General features: G+C 42.8%; 16 protein-coding genes. 14 read left to right on the plus strand and 2 right to left on the minus strand.

The window, feature by feature from the left end:
* Nucleotides 1-139: 139 nt before the first annotated feature.
* Complete coding sequence (locus IE164_RS15525; RefSeq protein ID WP_189631167.1) at nucleotides 140-355, minus strand: hypothetical protein; 216 nt, start codon at nucleotides 353-355, stop codon at nucleotides 140-142.
* A 175-nt stretch (nucleotides 356-530) separates the two neighbouring features.
* On the opposite strand from IE164_RS15525, the gene IE164_RS15530 reads away from it, so the two are divergent.
* The 5 genes from IE164_RS15530 to IE164_RS15555 all read left to right on the plus strand — a co-directional run bounded on the left by IE164_RS15530 (nucleotide 531) and on the right by IE164_RS15555 (nucleotide 4,155).
* Nucleotides 531-1,817, plus strand: coding sequence for an RHS repeat-associated core domain-containing protein (locus IE164_RS15530; protein WP_189631168.1), 1,287 nt, complete (start codon nucleotides 531-533; stop codon nucleotides 1,815-1,817).
* Nucleotides 1,818-2,044: 227 nt separating this feature from the next.
* Entirely contained in the window at nucleotides 2,045-2,182 is a 138-nt protein-coding gene (locus IE164_RS15535) for a hypothetical protein (RefSeq protein ID WP_189631169.1), read from the plus strand.
* Nucleotides 2,183-2,732: 550 nt separating this feature from the next.
* The gene (locus IE164_RS15540) at nucleotides 2,733-3,212 is read left to right on the plus strand and encodes a hypothetical protein (protein ID WP_189631170.1); all 480 of its coding nucleotides are present in this window, start codon (nucleotides 2,733-2,735) and stop codon (nucleotides 3,210-3,212) included.
* 314 nt (nucleotides 3,213-3,526) lie between these two features.
* Entirely contained in the window at nucleotides 3,527-3,697 is a 171-nt protein-coding gene (locus tag IE164_RS15545) for a hypothetical protein (RefSeq protein ID WP_189631171.1), read from the plus strand.
* 125 nt (nucleotides 3,698-3,822) lie between these two features.
* Nucleotides 3,823-4,155: a YbbC/YhhH family protein gene (locus tag IE164_RS15555; protein ID WP_189631172.1), complete on the plus strand. Its 333-nt coding sequence runs from the start codon at nucleotides 3,823-3,825 to the stop codon at nucleotides 4,153-4,155.
* A gap of 166 nt (nucleotides 4,156-4,321) precedes the next feature.
* Here the strand turns inward: IE164_RS15555 and IE164_RS15560 are convergent, their stop codons facing one another.
* Complete coding sequence (locus tag IE164_RS15560) at nucleotides 4,322-5,560, minus strand: DEAD/DEAH box helicase (protein ID WP_189631173.1); 1,239 nt, start codon at nucleotides 5,558-5,560, stop codon at nucleotides 4,322-4,324.
* Nucleotides 5,561-5,650: 90 nt separating this feature from the next.
* Between IE164_RS15560 and IE164_RS15565 the strand changes: the two genes are divergently transcribed.
* From IE164_RS15565 to IE164_RS15605, 9 genes are all read left to right on the plus strand, one after another.
* Entirely contained in the window at nucleotides 5,651-6,220 is a 570-nt protein-coding gene (locus IE164_RS15565; protein WP_189631174.1) for a DUF922 domain-containing protein, read from the plus strand.
* Nucleotides 6,221-6,333: 113 nt separating this feature from the next.
* A complete protein-coding gene (locus IE164_RS15570; protein ID WP_189631175.1) occupies nucleotides 6,334-6,747 on the plus strand; it encodes a (4Fe-4S)-binding protein in 414 nt (137 codons plus the stop codon).
* A 6-nt stretch (nucleotides 6,748-6,753) separates the two neighbouring features.
* Nucleotides 6,754-7,761 carry a LacI family DNA-binding transcriptional regulator gene (locus IE164_RS15575; protein WP_189631176.1) on the plus strand — a complete coding sequence of 336 codons (1,008 nt, stop codon included), beginning with the start codon at nucleotides 6,754-6,756 and terminating at the stop codon, nucleotides 7,759-7,761.
* Nucleotides 7,762-7,891: 130 nt separating this feature from the next.
* Entirely contained in the window at nucleotides 7,892-8,680 is a 789-nt protein-coding gene (locus IE164_RS15580) for a glycoside hydrolase family 16 protein (RefSeq protein ID WP_189631177.1), read from the plus strand.
* A 37-nt stretch (nucleotides 8,681-8,717) separates the two neighbouring features.
* Nucleotides 8,718-10,322 carry a sodium:solute symporter gene (locus IE164_RS15585; RefSeq protein WP_189631178.1) on the plus strand — a complete coding sequence of 535 codons (1,605 nt, stop codon included), beginning with the start codon at nucleotides 8,718-8,720 and terminating at the stop codon, nucleotides 10,320-10,322.
* 6 nt (nucleotides 10,323-10,328) lie between these two features.
* Nucleotides 10,329-11,321: a carbohydrate kinase family protein gene (locus IE164_RS15590; RefSeq protein ID WP_189631179.1), complete on the plus strand. Its 993-nt coding sequence runs from the start codon at nucleotides 10,329-10,331 to the stop codon at nucleotides 11,319-11,321.
* Nucleotides 11,318-11,980, plus strand: coding sequence for a beta-phosphoglucomutase (pgmB, locus tag IE164_RS15595; protein ID WP_189631180.1), 663 nt, complete (start codon nucleotides 11,318-11,320; stop codon nucleotides 11,978-11,980). Before IE164_RS15590 ends, pgmB begins: the two co-directional genes overlap by 4 nt.
* The gene (locus IE164_RS15600) at nucleotides 11,977-14,274 is read left to right on the plus strand and encodes a glycoside hydrolase family 65 protein (protein WP_189631181.1); all 2,298 of its coding nucleotides are present in this window, start codon (nucleotides 11,977-11,979) and stop codon (nucleotides 14,272-14,274) included. Before pgmB ends, IE164_RS15600 begins: the two co-directional genes overlap by 4 nt.
* 144 nt (nucleotides 14,275-14,418) lie before the next feature.
* Nucleotides 14,419-15,189 (plus strand): helix-turn-helix transcriptional regulator, encoded by a 771-nt coding sequence (locus tag IE164_RS15605; protein WP_189631182.1) that lies wholly within the window; start codon nucleotides 14,419-14,421, stop codon nucleotides 15,187-15,189.
* Nucleotides 15,190-15,277: the final 88 nt, after the last annotated feature.

The raw sequence follows: 15,277 nt of genomic DNA on the forward strand, positions 1-15,277 counted from the left end.
GATATCTCAGGCGATACAATTAGGTTCTCTAGAGATTTTAACACACTCCAGATAAAAGAGTTCTCGTTCAAAAGATCAAAGCGATAGGCTGATAATAGTCTTTGGCAATTAATGAAAAAGCCCCTTTCGAGGGGCTTTTTCATTGCGCCAGTTGTTTTTGCATGTCTTTTTGAAACAGGAAGGCCTTGAGCATGGCCTTGATGGCCTCTTTGTCGGAATCGTTGAGCTGCTGCGCCTTGGAGAACATTGCCAGCAGTTCCGGGTCCTGGATCTTCGCCTTGGCCTTCTCCTGGTCAGCCCCGTAGACCAGGTCATCCACCGAAACCTCCAGCACATCCGCCAGCTTCTTGAGCACATTGGCCTGTGGGATGCTGGCGCCCAGCTCGTAACAGGACAGGCTTTAGAGGTTCACCCCTTCGACCTGTTGGTCAGCTCCGATTTCGACAAACCCTTTTGCTGCCTTGTCAGCCTGATAAGCTCTGCGATGGTCATAAATAAGAAGTTTTGTATTTAAAATCCCTTCTGTTGCGATGATCAGACAAATCAAGAATGCTTTGGTATCGGCTTTTGTGCCGGGCGGTTCGGGCACCGACCTTTATACCCAAACCAACAGTGTATTTACCGGAGTAAGTAGTTATCTGACTGGGGGAGGAAGCTCGGGTACCACCACTCCCTTTGCATTTCTTAATTACATTGTTTTCGATACTAATTTTAATCGTGTGGCATCAGGTCATCAGCGGGTGAGTAGTGTGCTCAATGCCAAACATTTATTAACTTTGAACAACATTAACATTACCCAGAAGGGGTATGTATACATATGGGTGAGTAATGAGAGTAATCAGAACCACAATACCTACTTTGACGACCTGAAGGTAACCCATACCAAGGGGCCTGTATTGCAGGAAGATCATTATTATCCTTTTGGTGGATCGATCGCTGCACTGTCATCGACCGCACCGCTCTCTAAACCAAACCGTTACAAGCTGTCAGGTAACGAGGAACAAACGGACTTCGACTGGAACGTGTACGACTTCAATGCAAGGACTTATGATCCGATCTTAGGCCGGTTTATACAGGTGGATCCTATGGCTGATGAGAGGGCTTGGGTAAATCCTTATAACTACGTTCAGAACAACCCTCTTTTGAGAGTCGCCCCTGCTGGTTTGGTTGATGATTATGTTTTTGATGAAGAAGGTAAGTTTCTAAGAGTTGATGAAAATGATCAGCCAGATAAGTTAGTTATTGAGAACTCGAAAACCAAAGAACAAAAGTCTTATGAGTTTAATGATCCTGAGACTGATGTTCAGGCCATTAAATATAATATGGAGAAGTTTGGTGATGATTTTAAGAATGTGAAGTTTATTTATAATATATCTGACGAGAGAATTGATGAAATGATGAGTGAGTCAGGTGTAAGTCACAAAGGAAGTCGTGCGGGTAGACTGCTATTTGCCGCATGGTACTCTGGGCCGGGGGGTAAAATGGATTTTTCGGCTTATCATTTACCAATAGATTTAGCAAAAGGTGGAGCGGCTACTCTGGGTGCCAATGGTGAAGTTCAAACGCTTTGGAATGATAGTGAATTGTTTAAAAATGATCAGGGTCCAATGGTTATTTTTAACAATACCTCTCGTGCCTATAATTACTTAGATGGAGGGAATTGGTTATGGGGAAATGCGGTACAGAGATTGGGAGGTACTCAGAAGAATGCTATTAACTGGTCTAAGACATATAACCCAGGGGATAGTGGTGCAGACCAGTATGCAATACAGGAAGGGTATTTTTATGCAGCGGGATTTAGAGAACCAAGAAAATGAAGAAGGTCAAAATTTTGTTATTTGGCTCACTGTTTTTTTGCCTTTTAGGCTGTTATAGTGAGAAGAGGGCTAGAGAAAAAAAGGCTGAAACGATGCGTGAGCGTGTGGAAGAGTACCTCAATAAAGTAGATACTCTTAAGACCGAAAAAAGAGATAGTCTTGAGATAGACTTTAGGTATTAATGAGTCAAAGAAACCAGCTTCAGCAATGGAGCTGGTTTTTTATTAATGAAACAGCTCTTCAGCGACTTTATCGCCATGATGTTCGGGGAACCTGACGAAGGGGAAACCCATTCCTGGGGAACGATCATCGGTGTAATGCTCTTCCTGGCCTTTATCGGGTTCATGCTCTCAATGGCCAGCTAAAATGTGCCACGGAGGCATAGGTTGTGTGATGTCATAAGCAATACAACAACCTAACGTGTCTATGTAAAGGGGTGTGCTTGTTAAGTATAACAAGCATTTACTTGACAAGAATTAATGCTGAAATACTGCTTAAATCAGTCTTCATTGGCTGGAATCGATGTTTTGTAATAGTGATTACGTTTAGAAACGTGAATTAACGTGAATCGATAAACTGAAGCGTGTAGATGCCCTAGCAGATACTTTACATAATATGCTTATGTTCAACCCGCAAGCCACCAAATCAATAATCAATAAGCGAGGAGTTACATAAGAGCATGTTATGTAAAAGCTTATCAGAGCAGGGATGGTTTGGGGGAAAACTATAAATATGACACAATACTAAATATTGAAATGCGCTTATATAGACAGTGAAAATTTTGCTGTCAATGTAGCATGTAAAATATTCTTGGATAGATCAAAGGACTGGGTCTTTTTCTGCGGATCAAATGAAAACGGTTATAGATAGAATTAACAATAACAGACTTAATGTACTAGGGGATAAAGATAAGGCATGGAGAAGTTATTTAAGAAAAAAATAATATATCTTATTACTATAGTTTTAGTAATCTGGGTCTTGTTGAATAATTTTCATAAGGTAGATTTTGTAAAAGGTGAAACTAACCTCAAAGGATTTACTTTAGAATTACCAGAAACTTGTTTGATTTTAAAATCTTCAATTGATGAAGGAGCAAAGGGATCAATTTTATGCCGTGGGTATAAGATTAAATATGAGTGCGGTGGCTTTGTTGAAGCCCCTGAATTTGATTCAACCAAATTTGAATATAAGATTGATACTATCAACAAGGATCATATTAGGAGAGTTCTTGTGACTTATCCGTCTAAAAATCACTTGCAGTTAGTGCTGGAAAGCATAGGTTCTAAAGAAGAACTTCAGCACATATGGTTACTTACTCTAAAATCGGAAGGTTTTAAGGATGCCAAAAGGCGAGCAATTCTTGATATAATGAATTCTGCCAGTTTACAATATTGAAAGTGTTGTGCTATGAGTTGGGTAATGCTATCAATTATCTGTTAAAAACATAAAGCCTCTTCGGAGGTTTTTTTTTATAAAGTAATGATACAGAGTGATAAGCACTAGGCTGTGAAAGGTAGAATTCTCATTATCCAACCAGCAATTTTGCCAATAATATCAATTGCTTTGCCCTTTATTTTGTCCTTTCTCTCTTTCTCCTTGTGAACTAATTCTTTCTCTTTTAGAGGTGGTGGTGGCGCTGCAATTGAAGATCAAGGCCCCAAATTTCCTACTGGGACATTGGGTTCTGGGGGGGTAAAACAGAGAAGAATATGATAGACTATAAATCGCTTATCGCAAAAGCAAAGCAGCCAGTGGGGATATTCTACATACTGCTTTTTGGGGTTGCGCTCTACTTTTTAGGAAAAGAAGCTGGCATAAATGGGGCTATCCGTTTTATAGCAACAATTGCCTCCATTTGTGTCCTCACAAATGGCTGTTAAAAGACGCTGTGAGGACACAATAACTATCACACCACGGTATCAGCTATTGCAATAGAAAATAATATTTCTGACCCAAATAAAATCAAAGCTGGTTCATCGTTAAATATTACTAACTAGGATTCATTATGAAAAAGGCTCTTAAATTTTTGTCACTTGGTTTAGTGACATCATTATTTTTCGCACTTCTGTCGTTTTCTGATAAAGAAGATGTACAAAATGGATATGTCCCGAAAGATGGGTTTGTCCCAAATAAAGAAACGGCAATTAATGTTGCCCTATCAATTCTAAAACCAATTTATGGGGAATCTGTTGAAAGCCAATTGCCATTCACAGCCACACTTAATGATGATAAAATTTGGGTTGTTGAGGGAACACCAGGTTTAGAAGAAGGAGGAGTGGCAAGTATTGAGATACAGAAAACGGATTGTAAAATTCTGAAAGTTTCTCATGGCAAATAAGGTGATGTTATCAGTCTGATGATACATATTACCTTCAAAGCCTTCAAGAAAAAGGGCTACGTTTAAGTAGCCTTTTTAATGGGTAATGCTATCAATTATCTGTTAAAACATAAAACCCTCTTCGGAGGGTTTTTATAATCAGTTCTTTTGACCTCTTAGGGGCATGCTATCGTCTTCTTTTCTTGCCTTTAGCTGTTTTCTTGGTCGGTGGGGCTTCCTTTAATAACTGTCGCCAGTCTTTGGAGTCATCTTCTGTGAGTGCCTTTACCATGGCATAGTCTCCTTTACTAATGCTAATACGCTCAATGGGCTCAGTCAGCTCCTTTTCAATTTGCTCAAGTATTGTTTTTTCTTCCGGGCTACAAAAGGAGTAAGCCTGACCTTTTGCAAAACCCCGGCCTGTACGGCCCACCCGGTGTACATAATGTTCAACCGTTTCAGGCAGGTCATAATTCACAACAAAATCTACTTCAGGTATATCAATACCTCGGGCACTGATGTCGGTGGTAATAAGTACCTTTAAAACCCCACTTTTAAACCTGCCCAGAGTTTCATCTCGCTGCTTTTGATCTTTGTCTCCATGCAGAGTGTCCGCTTTCAGTTCCATACGCTGGAGGGCTTTTTGTACTCTTTCGGCCCTTACTTTGGTACGCACAAACACAAGCATCTTAGCCTCTGGGTTGTTTTTTATGAGTTGCTCCAGAAAGTAGCGCTTATCATCCATTTCTACATAAGCCACGGCATGCTCAATATTCTTGGCTACCGGATTTTTAGGCGATAGCTGAATACGAATAGCTTTATGCACCAGTGAATAAGCCAGTTTCTTTATCTCTTCATTGATGGTGGCCGAGAAAAACAGTGTTTGCCTTTTTTTGGGTAAGTGAGGCAGTAAGTCCCGCATATCCTTAATAAACCCACGACCCAGCATATGGTCGGCTTCATCCACAATAAGCACCTCTAATAGCGACAGGCTTAAATAGCCCTGGCTAATGAGGTCGAACAAGCGGCCTGGTGTGGCAATGAGCACATCGATACCCGATTGAAGCATTTTAATCTGAGGGTCCTGCTCCAGCCCACCGTAAATAGCATAAATGGTCAGGCCACTGCCTTTGCTCACCTGCTGAAATGTTTGCTTTACCTGCTGTGCCAGTTCATGGGTAGGAACCATTACCAGGCATCGCACTGCGTTTATATTGAGCTTGCGCGAATGATCCAATAACCTTTGTACCGTTGGAATGGCAAAGGCAGCGGTTTTGCCAGTTCCTGTTTGTGCAATAGCCAATACATCTTCTCCTTTGAGAATAGGAGTTATGGCCTTATACTGTATGTCCGTAGGCTTTTTAAAGCCAAGCTCTGCCAGATTGGACTTAATAAGCGGGTGAAAAGCGTATTTCTCAAACTTCATGCAAGACAAAGATACCGCTTCGCTATACAAAATCGTTAGCTTTGGGTTAGTTTACCCACAATATTCACGCGGTAGAAGTTAGATAGCTCAATGAAATTCTTGAAAAATATAGCTTTAGCACTGCTCATACTCACAGGGTTGGTTCACGGGCCGGAGAGTAAGGCGCAGTTTTTAACAGTAGATACAACGGCTTATATTGAGTGGTCAGACAATTTATACCTAAGCTGGAAAGACTTTAGGTTTAGAAAACAAAAGTCCAAAGAGGAGAGGGGGCTTGCTCTGACCTCCGTAACCCATTCCATACGAGGGGGCATATTTAACGATGAACCCAGGTTTGAGGTGAAGGTACTCTTTGTGAAGAAAGACTCCTGGACCACCGATTCTACCAGCATAGCACTCTTGGCTCATGAGAAGCTGCACTTCGATATTGCCGAATTGTATGGCAGAAAAATAAGGAAGCAGATTAGTGAATTGCACAAAAGGGGAGAGCGAGACCTAAAAGTTTATAACAAATATGTGAGGCAACTACTGGCCGATTTTAAGCGATTTTCTCTGAACTACGATAAAGAAACCGGTCATGGAAGAGACTCAGAGCGTCAAAACGAATGGTTCGAACTTGTTTTTTCGGAATTGGAGCGATTAAAACAATATAGTCAATAATATTAATATTTATATATGTTAATAACAACATGTATAAATTGCCCTTGAATTATTTTCCGATGTTTCGGTTTGACTCTATTTTCGCTTAATTTAATCAGCCGAACGACTGTGCCATGAGTGAACCACTGGTAAAGGAATATAGCAATGGAGAGGTTACCATAGTATGGAAACCAGATCTGTGCATTCATTCCGGTATTTGCCTCAGGGGTTTGCCCAAGGTGTTCAATCTCAAGCAGCGACCGTGGGTTCAACCGGAAAAGGCCAATTCAGATCAGATTGTGGCTCTGGTTCGGGAGTGCCCCTCAAAAGCACTATCTGTTAAAGGCGTTCGCTTTAAAGAGAAAGACAATAGCGATGTGAAGGTAACGCTCATACCCGGAGGCCCCATACTGATAAAAGGAGGAGCCACGGTAACGGAAAGAAACCATAAGCAGGTACATCGTGAAACAGTGGCCTTTTGTCGTTGCAAACGTTCGCGAAAATTTCCGTATTGCGATGGCACACACGCTCAACCAAAAGAAGACTAAGAGACTATGGCTATTACGATAAAAGACATTGCCAATGCGCTGAGTATTTCACCTTCAACGGTGTCGAGAGCGCTCAACGATCATCCAAACATAAGTGAAGAAACCAAGAAGTTGGTAGCCGAAAAAGCAAAGGAAATGCGTTATCAGGCCAATTTTATTGCTGCAGGCTTACGCACCAAGCGTTCCAACTCCATAGGTATTTTAGTACCCCACATTACCAGTAACTTCTTCGCTTCTGCAATCGATGGTATTCAGAAGGTGGTAAGCGACAACGGATACTATACTATAATTTGTCAGTCTAATGAGAATTATCATGATGAGATAGACCAGATTAAGTCGCTGCTTTCATGTAAAGTGGAGGGCATTATACTGTCGGTTTCCAGTGAAACCAAAGAGTTCGATCATCTGGAGACACTCAAGGCCTATGATGTACCCTTTGTGTTTTTCGATCGCATTGCTCCCGGCTTCGATACGCCAACCGTAGAAGCCAACGATTTCACAGGTGGTTTCCAGGCGGTGGAACATCTGATAAAACGTGGGCGCAAGCGCATTGCCCATCTTGGAGGCCCTGGACTGCTGGGGATTAGCAAAAGTCGATATGAAGGTTATTTGGAGGCTCTCAGAACCTACGACTACGAGATTAATGAAGATTTTGTCGTGTTCACTCACCCCGATGAACCTCACGATGCGATTATAGAGAAGATGTTTGAAGACCCTAAAAGAAGACCCGATGCCCTTTTTACCTTTAGCGATGAATTGGCAGTGGAATCCATTCTAAAACTTAAAAAAATGGGTCTTAATGTTCCAAGAGATGTTTCGGTGGTTGGTTTTGGCAATAGCAACTTGTGCGAAATAGTAGAACCCAACCTTACCAGCGTAACGCACGAACCTATTAAAATGGGTGAGGCTGCGGCCGAGCTATTGTTTAAAGTAATTCAGAAAAGGCATATACCCCAACACCAGCTTCACCTGAAGTTTGATTCGAGGGTTATTATCCGGGATTCTTCCCGATAAGTGCTTAACATATAAATGAGGCTACCCGGCAGCGACTAACCTCCTGTATTCAATTCCTGTTTGCCAATTGTGCATGAGATTTTGTGCCCGGGTTGCCTTCTTTCGGCATCTTAAATACATTCAAACAGAAATGAAAAAGCTTAGTCAACTTATGATGATTGGAGCCCTCGTGCTCATTCAGTCCTGTAACGAAAAACCACAATTGGTCTGGCAAGACGAATTCGATGGCCGTGAGTTGGATACCACCCGGTGGACAGCCTATGTTGGTGATGGCTGCCCCGATCTGTGCGGTTTCGGTAACAATGAGCTTCAGTATTATACCGACAGGCCCGAAAATATCAATTTAGCCCATGGTATACTCACCATTACTGCATTGGCCGACTCTTTTAAAACCCGTGCCTATTCTTCGGCCAAGCTCATCACAAAAAACAAAGGCGATTGGAAATATGGCAGGGTAGAGGTGAGAGCCAGAATTCCAAAAGGACGTGGCAATTGGCCCGCAATATGGATGTTGCCCACCACCAATAACTATGGTGGCTGGCCCAAAAGTGGAGAAATAGACATTATGGAACATGTAGGCTACGACCAGGGTAACCTGCATGGTACGGTACACACCGAAGCCTTCAACCACCTTAAAGGCACACAGAAGGCAGACTCCGTTCAGGTAGCCGATATCTCCGATAAATTCCATGTATATGCTATTGAATGGGATGAGGATAAAATCGATTTCTTTCTAGACGATGAGAAATACTTCACTTTCGAAAACTCAGGCAATGGTTATGCCGAGTGGCCCTTCGACCAACCCTTTTATCTCATCCTAAACCTGGCCGTTGGAGGTGGCTGGGGCGGCAAAAAGGGCATTGCAAACGATATCTTTCCAAACCGCTTTGAAATTGATTATGTTCGTGTATATCAGTAGCAACTATTGAATATCATTCAACCTTAACCTTACGTCTATGGTAGACCTAGTTAGTCTCGATTACATTTTTATAGCCGCCTATTTTGTGCTGGTCTTTGGTATAGCCGCTTGGGCCACTTTTAAAGAAAAAGTTAACTCTTCATCGTCCGATTACTTTCTGGGAGGTAAGAATGTAGGCTGGTTTGTCATTGGCGCATCACTCTTTGCATCCAATATTGGTTCTGAACACCTTGTGGGTTTAGCAGGCGATGGGGCAACAGGGGGTGTGGCTGTGGCTCAATTCGAAATTATAGCCGGATTTATGCTTATGCTCTTAGGTTGGGTTTTTGTGCCCTTCTACTTGAAAAGCGGAGTGTTTACCATGCCCGAATTCTTAGAAAGAAGATACTCCTCCAAGGCGAGAAACTATCTTTCCTGGGTTTCGATAATCGCTTACATACTTACCAAAATATCGGTGACCATTTTTGCCGGAGCTGTAGTTTTCTCAGCTATAGAGGTGCCTTTTTGGACAGGTGCCATCATCATAGTTGTAGCTACAGGTGTTTACACCGTTTTTGGAGGGTTAAAGGCCGTGCTTTATACCGATATGATTCAAATGTTTGTACTCATTGGAGGTGCCATTGCTGTAACCTACTTTGGTCTGAACGAATTAGGCGGGTGGTCAGGGCTAACCAGTAGTGTAGACGAAGGCTTTATGTCTATGTGGAAGCCAATATCCGATGATAAATTCCCTTGGACTGGTATCCTGTTTGGGGCTCCCATTTTAGGGGTATGGTATTGGTGTACAGATCAGTACATTGTGCAGCGAGTGCTTTCCGCTCGTAACATTGAGCAGGCGAGAAAAGGAACTCTTTTTGGCGGATTTCTGAAGATGCTTCCGCTTTTCATCTTCGTTATTCCCGGAGTAATTGCGTTTGCCCTTTCTCAAAAAGGTGTTTTCGACCTGGAAAAGAATGATCAGGCACTCATTATGATGGTGAAGAGTATGGTGCCGGCAGGTCTTCGAGGTGTGGTAATAGCCGGTTTACTGGCCGCACTAATGAGCTCACTAAGCTCCGTGTTCAACTCGTGCTCAACACTTTTTACCATCGATATTTATAAGCGTTGGAAACCCGATACCTCAGAAAAGAAGCTGGTGAGAGTAGGGCAGTTGGCTACCATCATTATGGTGGCAGTAGGTATTGTTTGGATCCCCATAATGGAGCGTATCTCCGGACAGCTCTATACGTATTTGCAAACAGTACAGGCCTATATTTCACCCCCTATTGCCGCTGTGTTTTTGCTAGGAATATTCTTTAAAAGATTGAATGCAAAAGGCGCAATGGCTGCTCTATGGACCGGTTTTGTGTTAGGTATGGGATTGCTAGTGCTTGATGTTTTCAAAGCATCATTGCCCGATTTTCTAAGTGCCATTATTGCTATCAACTTCCTGCATTTGGCCATTTTCCTTTTTGTTATATGTTCTGTGGTACTCATAGTGGTGAGTTTAATGTCCGAAAAACCGGCACCAGAACAAATCAAAGATATTACATACGCCAAGGGAGTGCTGAGTGCCAGGGGGCAAGCCTCCAGAACGAAAGACCTGGTGCTTACTGTATTGCTTATAGCTCTGATAATTGCTATTTGGATATACTTTAGCTAATGGCCTATGAGTGGAGCATATAAAATAGCGGTAGTTGGCCCTATTCCCAGAGATCATATTACTACTCATAAGGGAGAAGTTATAGAGAAGTATGGATGCATTACCCACCCTACTATAGGGCTTGCCCAGTTGCTTCAGGGCCAGGGAACGGTCTATCCGGTTTCGCATATTCGCAAAAAAGACATGGCTGCAGTAAAGGAATTATTTGCCCCTTATTCGGCCATAGATATGAAAGGCGTTACAGACGATGCCGATAGCGGAGACGTGATCAAACTTAAATTTCTCGATCAGAACTTTAGGGTAGAAAAACAAACGGCTTTTATGAACCCCATAATGCCGGTGGATATGGCTCCGTTTCTGGATTGCAACGTGTTTGTTTTTGTGCCTATAACCGACCATGAAATAGCTCTCGATACGCTTAAATACCTAAAAGAGTTTAGCCATGGAACCATCATATTCGATGCTCATGGCCCCACACATACTATGACCATCGGGGGCGATCGGCACAAGAAGTTTTGGGTGGAAAGAGACTTCTGGCTACCCTATATCGATGTTCTAAAGATGAATCTGGAAGAATCGTGGTGTACCTGGTACAAGCACGAGTACAGAGAAGAGGAACTCACCGATCTTCTGGATGATATTGGTCAGGAGCACCTTCGCCCCATGGCCGATTACATTTTAGATAGAGGCCCCAAGGCTTTAATTGTAACTACCGATGCCACCGGTTGTAAGGTATTTACAAAAGTAAACGGACAGCTCAAAGAAGAATTCGTGAAGAGCATTTACATGGAAAATGTAGTAGACACCACCGGCTGTGGAGACTCTTTTGCGGGAGGACTAGCCTATGGGCTGAGAGACGGACAAAACGATTATATATTGGCTTCAATGTATGCCAATGCACTTGGAGCTCAACGTACTCAAGGCACCACTTTCGAGGTTTTTAAGCCTCTGAAAGAAACAGAAAATATGATACGTGCCAATTATTCTATAAACCTATGATTTTACCAAAGGCCTGCATTTTTGATTTAGATGGGGTGATTGTAGATACAGTTCCGGCTCATTATATAGCCTGGAAGTCTATTGCCGATGAACTGAATATACCTTTTACGGAAAAAGACAACGAGCAGTTAAAAGGCGTGAGCAGAGTAGACTCTATGAAGCGCATTTTGGCGATAGGAAATCTCGAAAAAAGCGATGAGGAAATTGAAGCTTTAACCACGCGTAAGAACGACAGGTACGTAGAGATAATATCTAAAATGACTCCTGCCGACATTCTGCCGGGAGTCAGAGAATTTCTCCATGTGTTGGCAGAGGCCGGATTAAAAGTGGCGTTGGGATCTTCCAGTAAAAACGCGCCTACTATTCTAAAAGCCGTTGGGCTGAGCGATCTGTTTCAGGTGAAAGTGGATGGTAACCACATAAGCCATTCCAAGCCTCACCCAGAGGTGTTTCTGCTTGGAGCCGATCGCCTGGGCTTGCATCCTTCAGAGTGCGTTGTCTTTGAAGATGCTATTTCCGGTGTGCAGGCAGCCAAACGCGGAGGCTTTCCATGTGTAGGAGTGGGCTTGCCTGAACTATTGCATGAGGCAGACCTTGTAGTTCCTGATCTGAAAGACGCAGACCTTACCATATTCAAACGTTTACCATCATTTGCATGAAAAATTATATCAAACATCATCCCTGGTCGATTATCGAAGAAGGGTTTGTGCCCGAGTATAATCAGATTTCCGAAAGCATTTTTAGCCTGGGCAACGGCATGTTTGGTCAGCGGGCTAATTTCGAAGAACAATATTCGGGAGAGAGCCTCCAAGGCAACTACGTTGCCGGGGTGTACTACCCTGATAAAACCCGCGTAGGCTGGTGGAAAAATGGGTATCCGGAGTACTTTGCCAAGGTGCTTAATGCAGCCAACTGGATTGGAATTCATATTTCTTTTGAAGATGAGGCTCTGGACTTGGCCACTTGCGAAGTGGAGCATTTTCGAAGAGAGCTCAACATGAAAGAAGGCTGGCTTAAGCGTGAGTTTACAGCCAAAATGCCTTCAGGTAAACGCGTAAAGGTAGAGGCCACCCGAATATGCAGTATGGCCAGAACCAAAGTAGGAGCACTGTCCTATCAGGTTACACCTCTCAACTTTTCCGGTGTAGCCCGAATAGTGCCATTTGTAGACTTTGATGTAATCAACGCAGATTCTAACTACGATGAAAAATTTTGGAATGAGCAGCATAGGAAAGCTTCGCACGATTTCAGCTATGTGGTAGCCAGTACCAAGAAAACCGATTTTTGGGTAGCTACGGGAATGAAGTTCAATATCTCCGGAGGTTTCTCCATGGAGTCTGCTCAGGAATTCGAGCGAGAGAAATATGTGGAAGTAGCAGTAACGGGTCGGGTAGAAGAGGGTAAGCCTTTGACCATAGAAAAGTATGCAGCCAATATTTCTTCCATGTATTTTGCCAAAACGCAGCTGGTAGAAGTATGTGAAAAAGAAGTGCTGGAGGCGGCCCAGGTCGGGTTCGATAAACTTCTGCTGGAACACAAAGAAGCCTGGGCAGCCAAGTGGCAAATGAGCGATATAGTGATTGATGGTGATGTTTCGGCACAGCAGGGTATTCGATTCAATATTTTTCAGCTCAATCAAACCTATACCGGAGAAGACGAGCGACTTAATATTGGACCCAAAGGTTTTACCGGAGAAAAATATGGTGGAAGTACTTACTGGGATACTGAGGCGTATTGCCTGGCTTTTTATCTGGCTACGAGTGATAAACAAGTGGCCAGAAACCTGGTATTGTACCGTTACAAACACTTGCAAAAAGCTATTGAAAATGCTCAAAAACTAGGTTTTACTAATGGTGCTGCTCTTTACCCGATGGTGACTATGAACGGTGAGGAATGCCACAACGAATGGGAAATAACCTTCGAAGAAATCCATCGCAATGGCGCCATAGCTTATGCCATTTACGACTACATAAACTATCATGGCGATGAAGACTACCTAATAGATTATGGTTTAGAAGTACTGATTGCTATTTCGCGTTTTTGGGCTCAAAGGGTACACTGGTCTAAACAAAAGGGTCAGTATGTAATGCATGGAGTTACAGGGCCCAATGAATACGAGAACAACGTGAATAACAACTGGTACACTTCTAAAATAGCTCTTTGGACCTTGCAGTATACCTTGGAAGGGCTTCAGAAATATAAGGGTACTACGCAGCTCAATGAGCTGTTTCAAAAACTCAATTTTAAAGAAGCCGAAACTGAAAAGTGGCAGCACATACTCGATAATATGTACTTGGGCTATGACGAAAAGAGAGGAGTGTTTTTACAGCAAGATGGTTTTCTGGATAAAGAGCTGATGCCTGTTTCGGATATTCCGGCAGGGCAGAGGCCAATTAACCAAAACTGGTCTTGGGACAGGATACTCCGTTCGTGCTTCATCAAACAAGCCGATACACTTCAGGGAATTTACCTTTTCGAAGATGAGTTCGATTTGGAAACCATTGAGCGTAACTTCGACTTCTATGAACCAATGACGGTGCATGAGTCGTCACTTTCGCCATGTGTGCATGCGATTCTGGCCTCGAAACTTGGTCGAAAAGAAAAGGCATACGAAATGTACCTTCGTACGGCCCGTCTCGATTTGGACGATTATAATAATGACACGGAAGATGGCTGCCATACCACCTCAATGGCTGGCACATGGATGGCCTTTGCTAAAGGTTTTGCCGGAATGAGGGTAAGGAGTGGAGAGTTGTACTTCAGCCCATATCTGCCCGATCATTGGGATGGTTATTCCTTCAAAATAAAATTTAGAGAGAGAAACCTCACCATTAAGGCCACCAAAGGTCACGTGACCATCATGAATGAGTCAGCCGATGATTTGGGGATTTATCTGTTCGATAAGAAGTATGAATTAGCAGGCAACGGAAAGATTGATGCGCCTATGAATTAGTGATCAGGGATAGGCTAATTAGAAATCAGTAGTTATCTACTGGTTTCTTATTAACTAGTTTTTTAGCCTTGCTGTCTATCCAATGTCTATTCATCATAGCCTCCGGGCATCACCTTATTTCCTTCAATTTCCATAAGTTTGAATATGCGTTGGAAAACTTTTCTTACCATAGTACTTATGGGCTTGTGTTTGGTCGTTTTAGGCCAGGAAAAGGATAGCACAAGTAAAAGGCCTCCCAATGTAGATGAAGAAAGTTGGCAGCGCATTCAGGAGGGGCGGTCAGAAACCCCGGAAGAGGCAGAGCGAAGGTTTCTTACCAATCGGGTTATGATGCGCGATGTAGGCATCACGCTTCTAGCCACAGTGGGTATTTTGGTTTTTATCGCCATTAATTCCAGAAATAATCGTCAGCGAAACAGAAAGAAGCTGTATAAGTACAGGGTTCGGAGTACGCAGGCCGAAATGCGGAGTATTGAGCTAAAAAATGAACTCATCAAGTCGGAGCTACACACTAAGGAAAAAAGGATGAGCGAATTGCTCGATGTAATTAAGCAGAAGAACAAGAAGCTGGATGAACTCAACTCAAAACTTTCTGAGAAAGAAAAGATAGAAAAGGCTGATGTACTTAGCTCTGTTGCAGAAGCCTTTGCCTCAGAGCAGGAGTGGGAGAATTTCCGCGTAAGCTTTGAGCAAATTCACAGCGGCTTCTTCGATAAAATATTATCTATTCATCCCACACTCACGGCCTATGAATTACGACTTAGCGCTTTATTGAGGCTCAACCTAAGTTCTAAAGAGATTGGGAATGTCCTTAACATTTCTGCCGGCAGTGTTAATACAGGTCGCTATCGTATGCGAAAAAAGATGGGGCTAACGGAAAACGATGATCTGGTTCGTTACCTCATGTCGGTTTAGTGTATGGTAGCGACCGTTATTGACTCTTATGAACGGTTAAAGTGACCTTCACCTCAATTAAGGAATTAATGTCTATTCCTTGTCTATC

Source organism: Roseivirga thermotolerans (assembly GCF_014653175.1).
GTDB classification, from domain to species: domain Bacteria; phylum Bacteroidota; class Bacteroidia; order Cytophagales; family Cyclobacteriaceae; genus Roseivirga; species Roseivirga thermotolerans.

Bases quoted from the DNA above. Each gene is read 5' to 3' on its own strand.
- IE164_RS15545 (WP_189631171.1), top strand. From the start codon at position 3,527: ATGATAGACTATAAATCGCTTATCGCAAAAGCAAAGCAGCCAGTGGGG.
- IE164_RS15575 (WP_189631176.1), top strand. From the start codon at position 6,754: ATGGCTATTACGATAAAAGACATTGCCAATGCGCTGAGTATTTCACCT.
- IE164_RS15540 (WP_189631170.1), top strand. From the start codon at position 2,733: ATGGAGAAGTTATTTAAGAAAAAAATAATATATCTTATTACTATAGTT.
- IE164_RS15590 (WP_189631179.1), top strand. From the start codon at position 10,329: ATGAGTGGAGCATATAAAATAGCGGTAGTTGGCCCTATTCCCAGAGAT.
- IE164_RS15565 (WP_189631174.1), top strand. From the start codon at position 5,651: ATGAAATTCTTGAAAAATATAGCTTTAGCACTGCTCATACTCACAGGG.
- IE164_RS15600 (WP_189631181.1), top strand. From the start codon at position 11,977: ATGAAAAATTATATCAAACATCATCCCTGGTCGATTATCGAAGAAGGG.
- IE164_RS15560 (WP_189631173.1), bottom strand. From the start codon at position 5,560: ATGAAGTTTGAGAAATACGCTTTTCACCCGCTTATTAAGTCCAATCTG.
- IE164_RS15585 (WP_189631178.1), top strand. From the start codon at position 8,718: ATGGTAGACCTAGTTAGTCTCGATTACATTTTTATAGCCGCCTATTTT.
- IE164_RS15580 (WP_189631177.1), top strand. From the start codon at position 7,892: ATGAAAAAGCTTAGTCAACTTATGATGATTGGAGCCCTCGTGCTCATT.
- IE164_RS15555 (WP_189631172.1), top strand. From the start codon at position 3,823: ATGAAAAAGGCTCTTAAATTTTTGTCACTTGGTTTAGTGACATCATTA.
- IE164_RS15535 (WP_189631169.1), top strand. From the start codon at position 2,045: ATGAAACAGCTCTTCAGCGACTTTATCGCCATGATGTTCGGGGAACCT.
- IE164_RS15570 (WP_189631175.1), top strand. From the start codon at position 6,334: ATGAGTGAACCACTGGTAAAGGAATATAGCAATGGAGAGGTTACCATA.
- IE164_RS15605 (WP_189631182.1), top strand. From the start codon at position 14,419: ATGCGTTGGAAAACTTTTCTTACCATAGTACTTATGGGCTTGTGTTTG.
- IE164_RS15530 (WP_189631168.1), top strand. From the start codon at position 531: ATGATCAGACAAATCAAGAATGCTTTGGTATCGGCTTTTGTGCCGGGC.
- pgmB (WP_189631180.1), top strand. From the start codon at position 11,318: ATGATTTTACCAAAGGCCTGCATTTTTGATTTAGATGGGGTGATTGTA.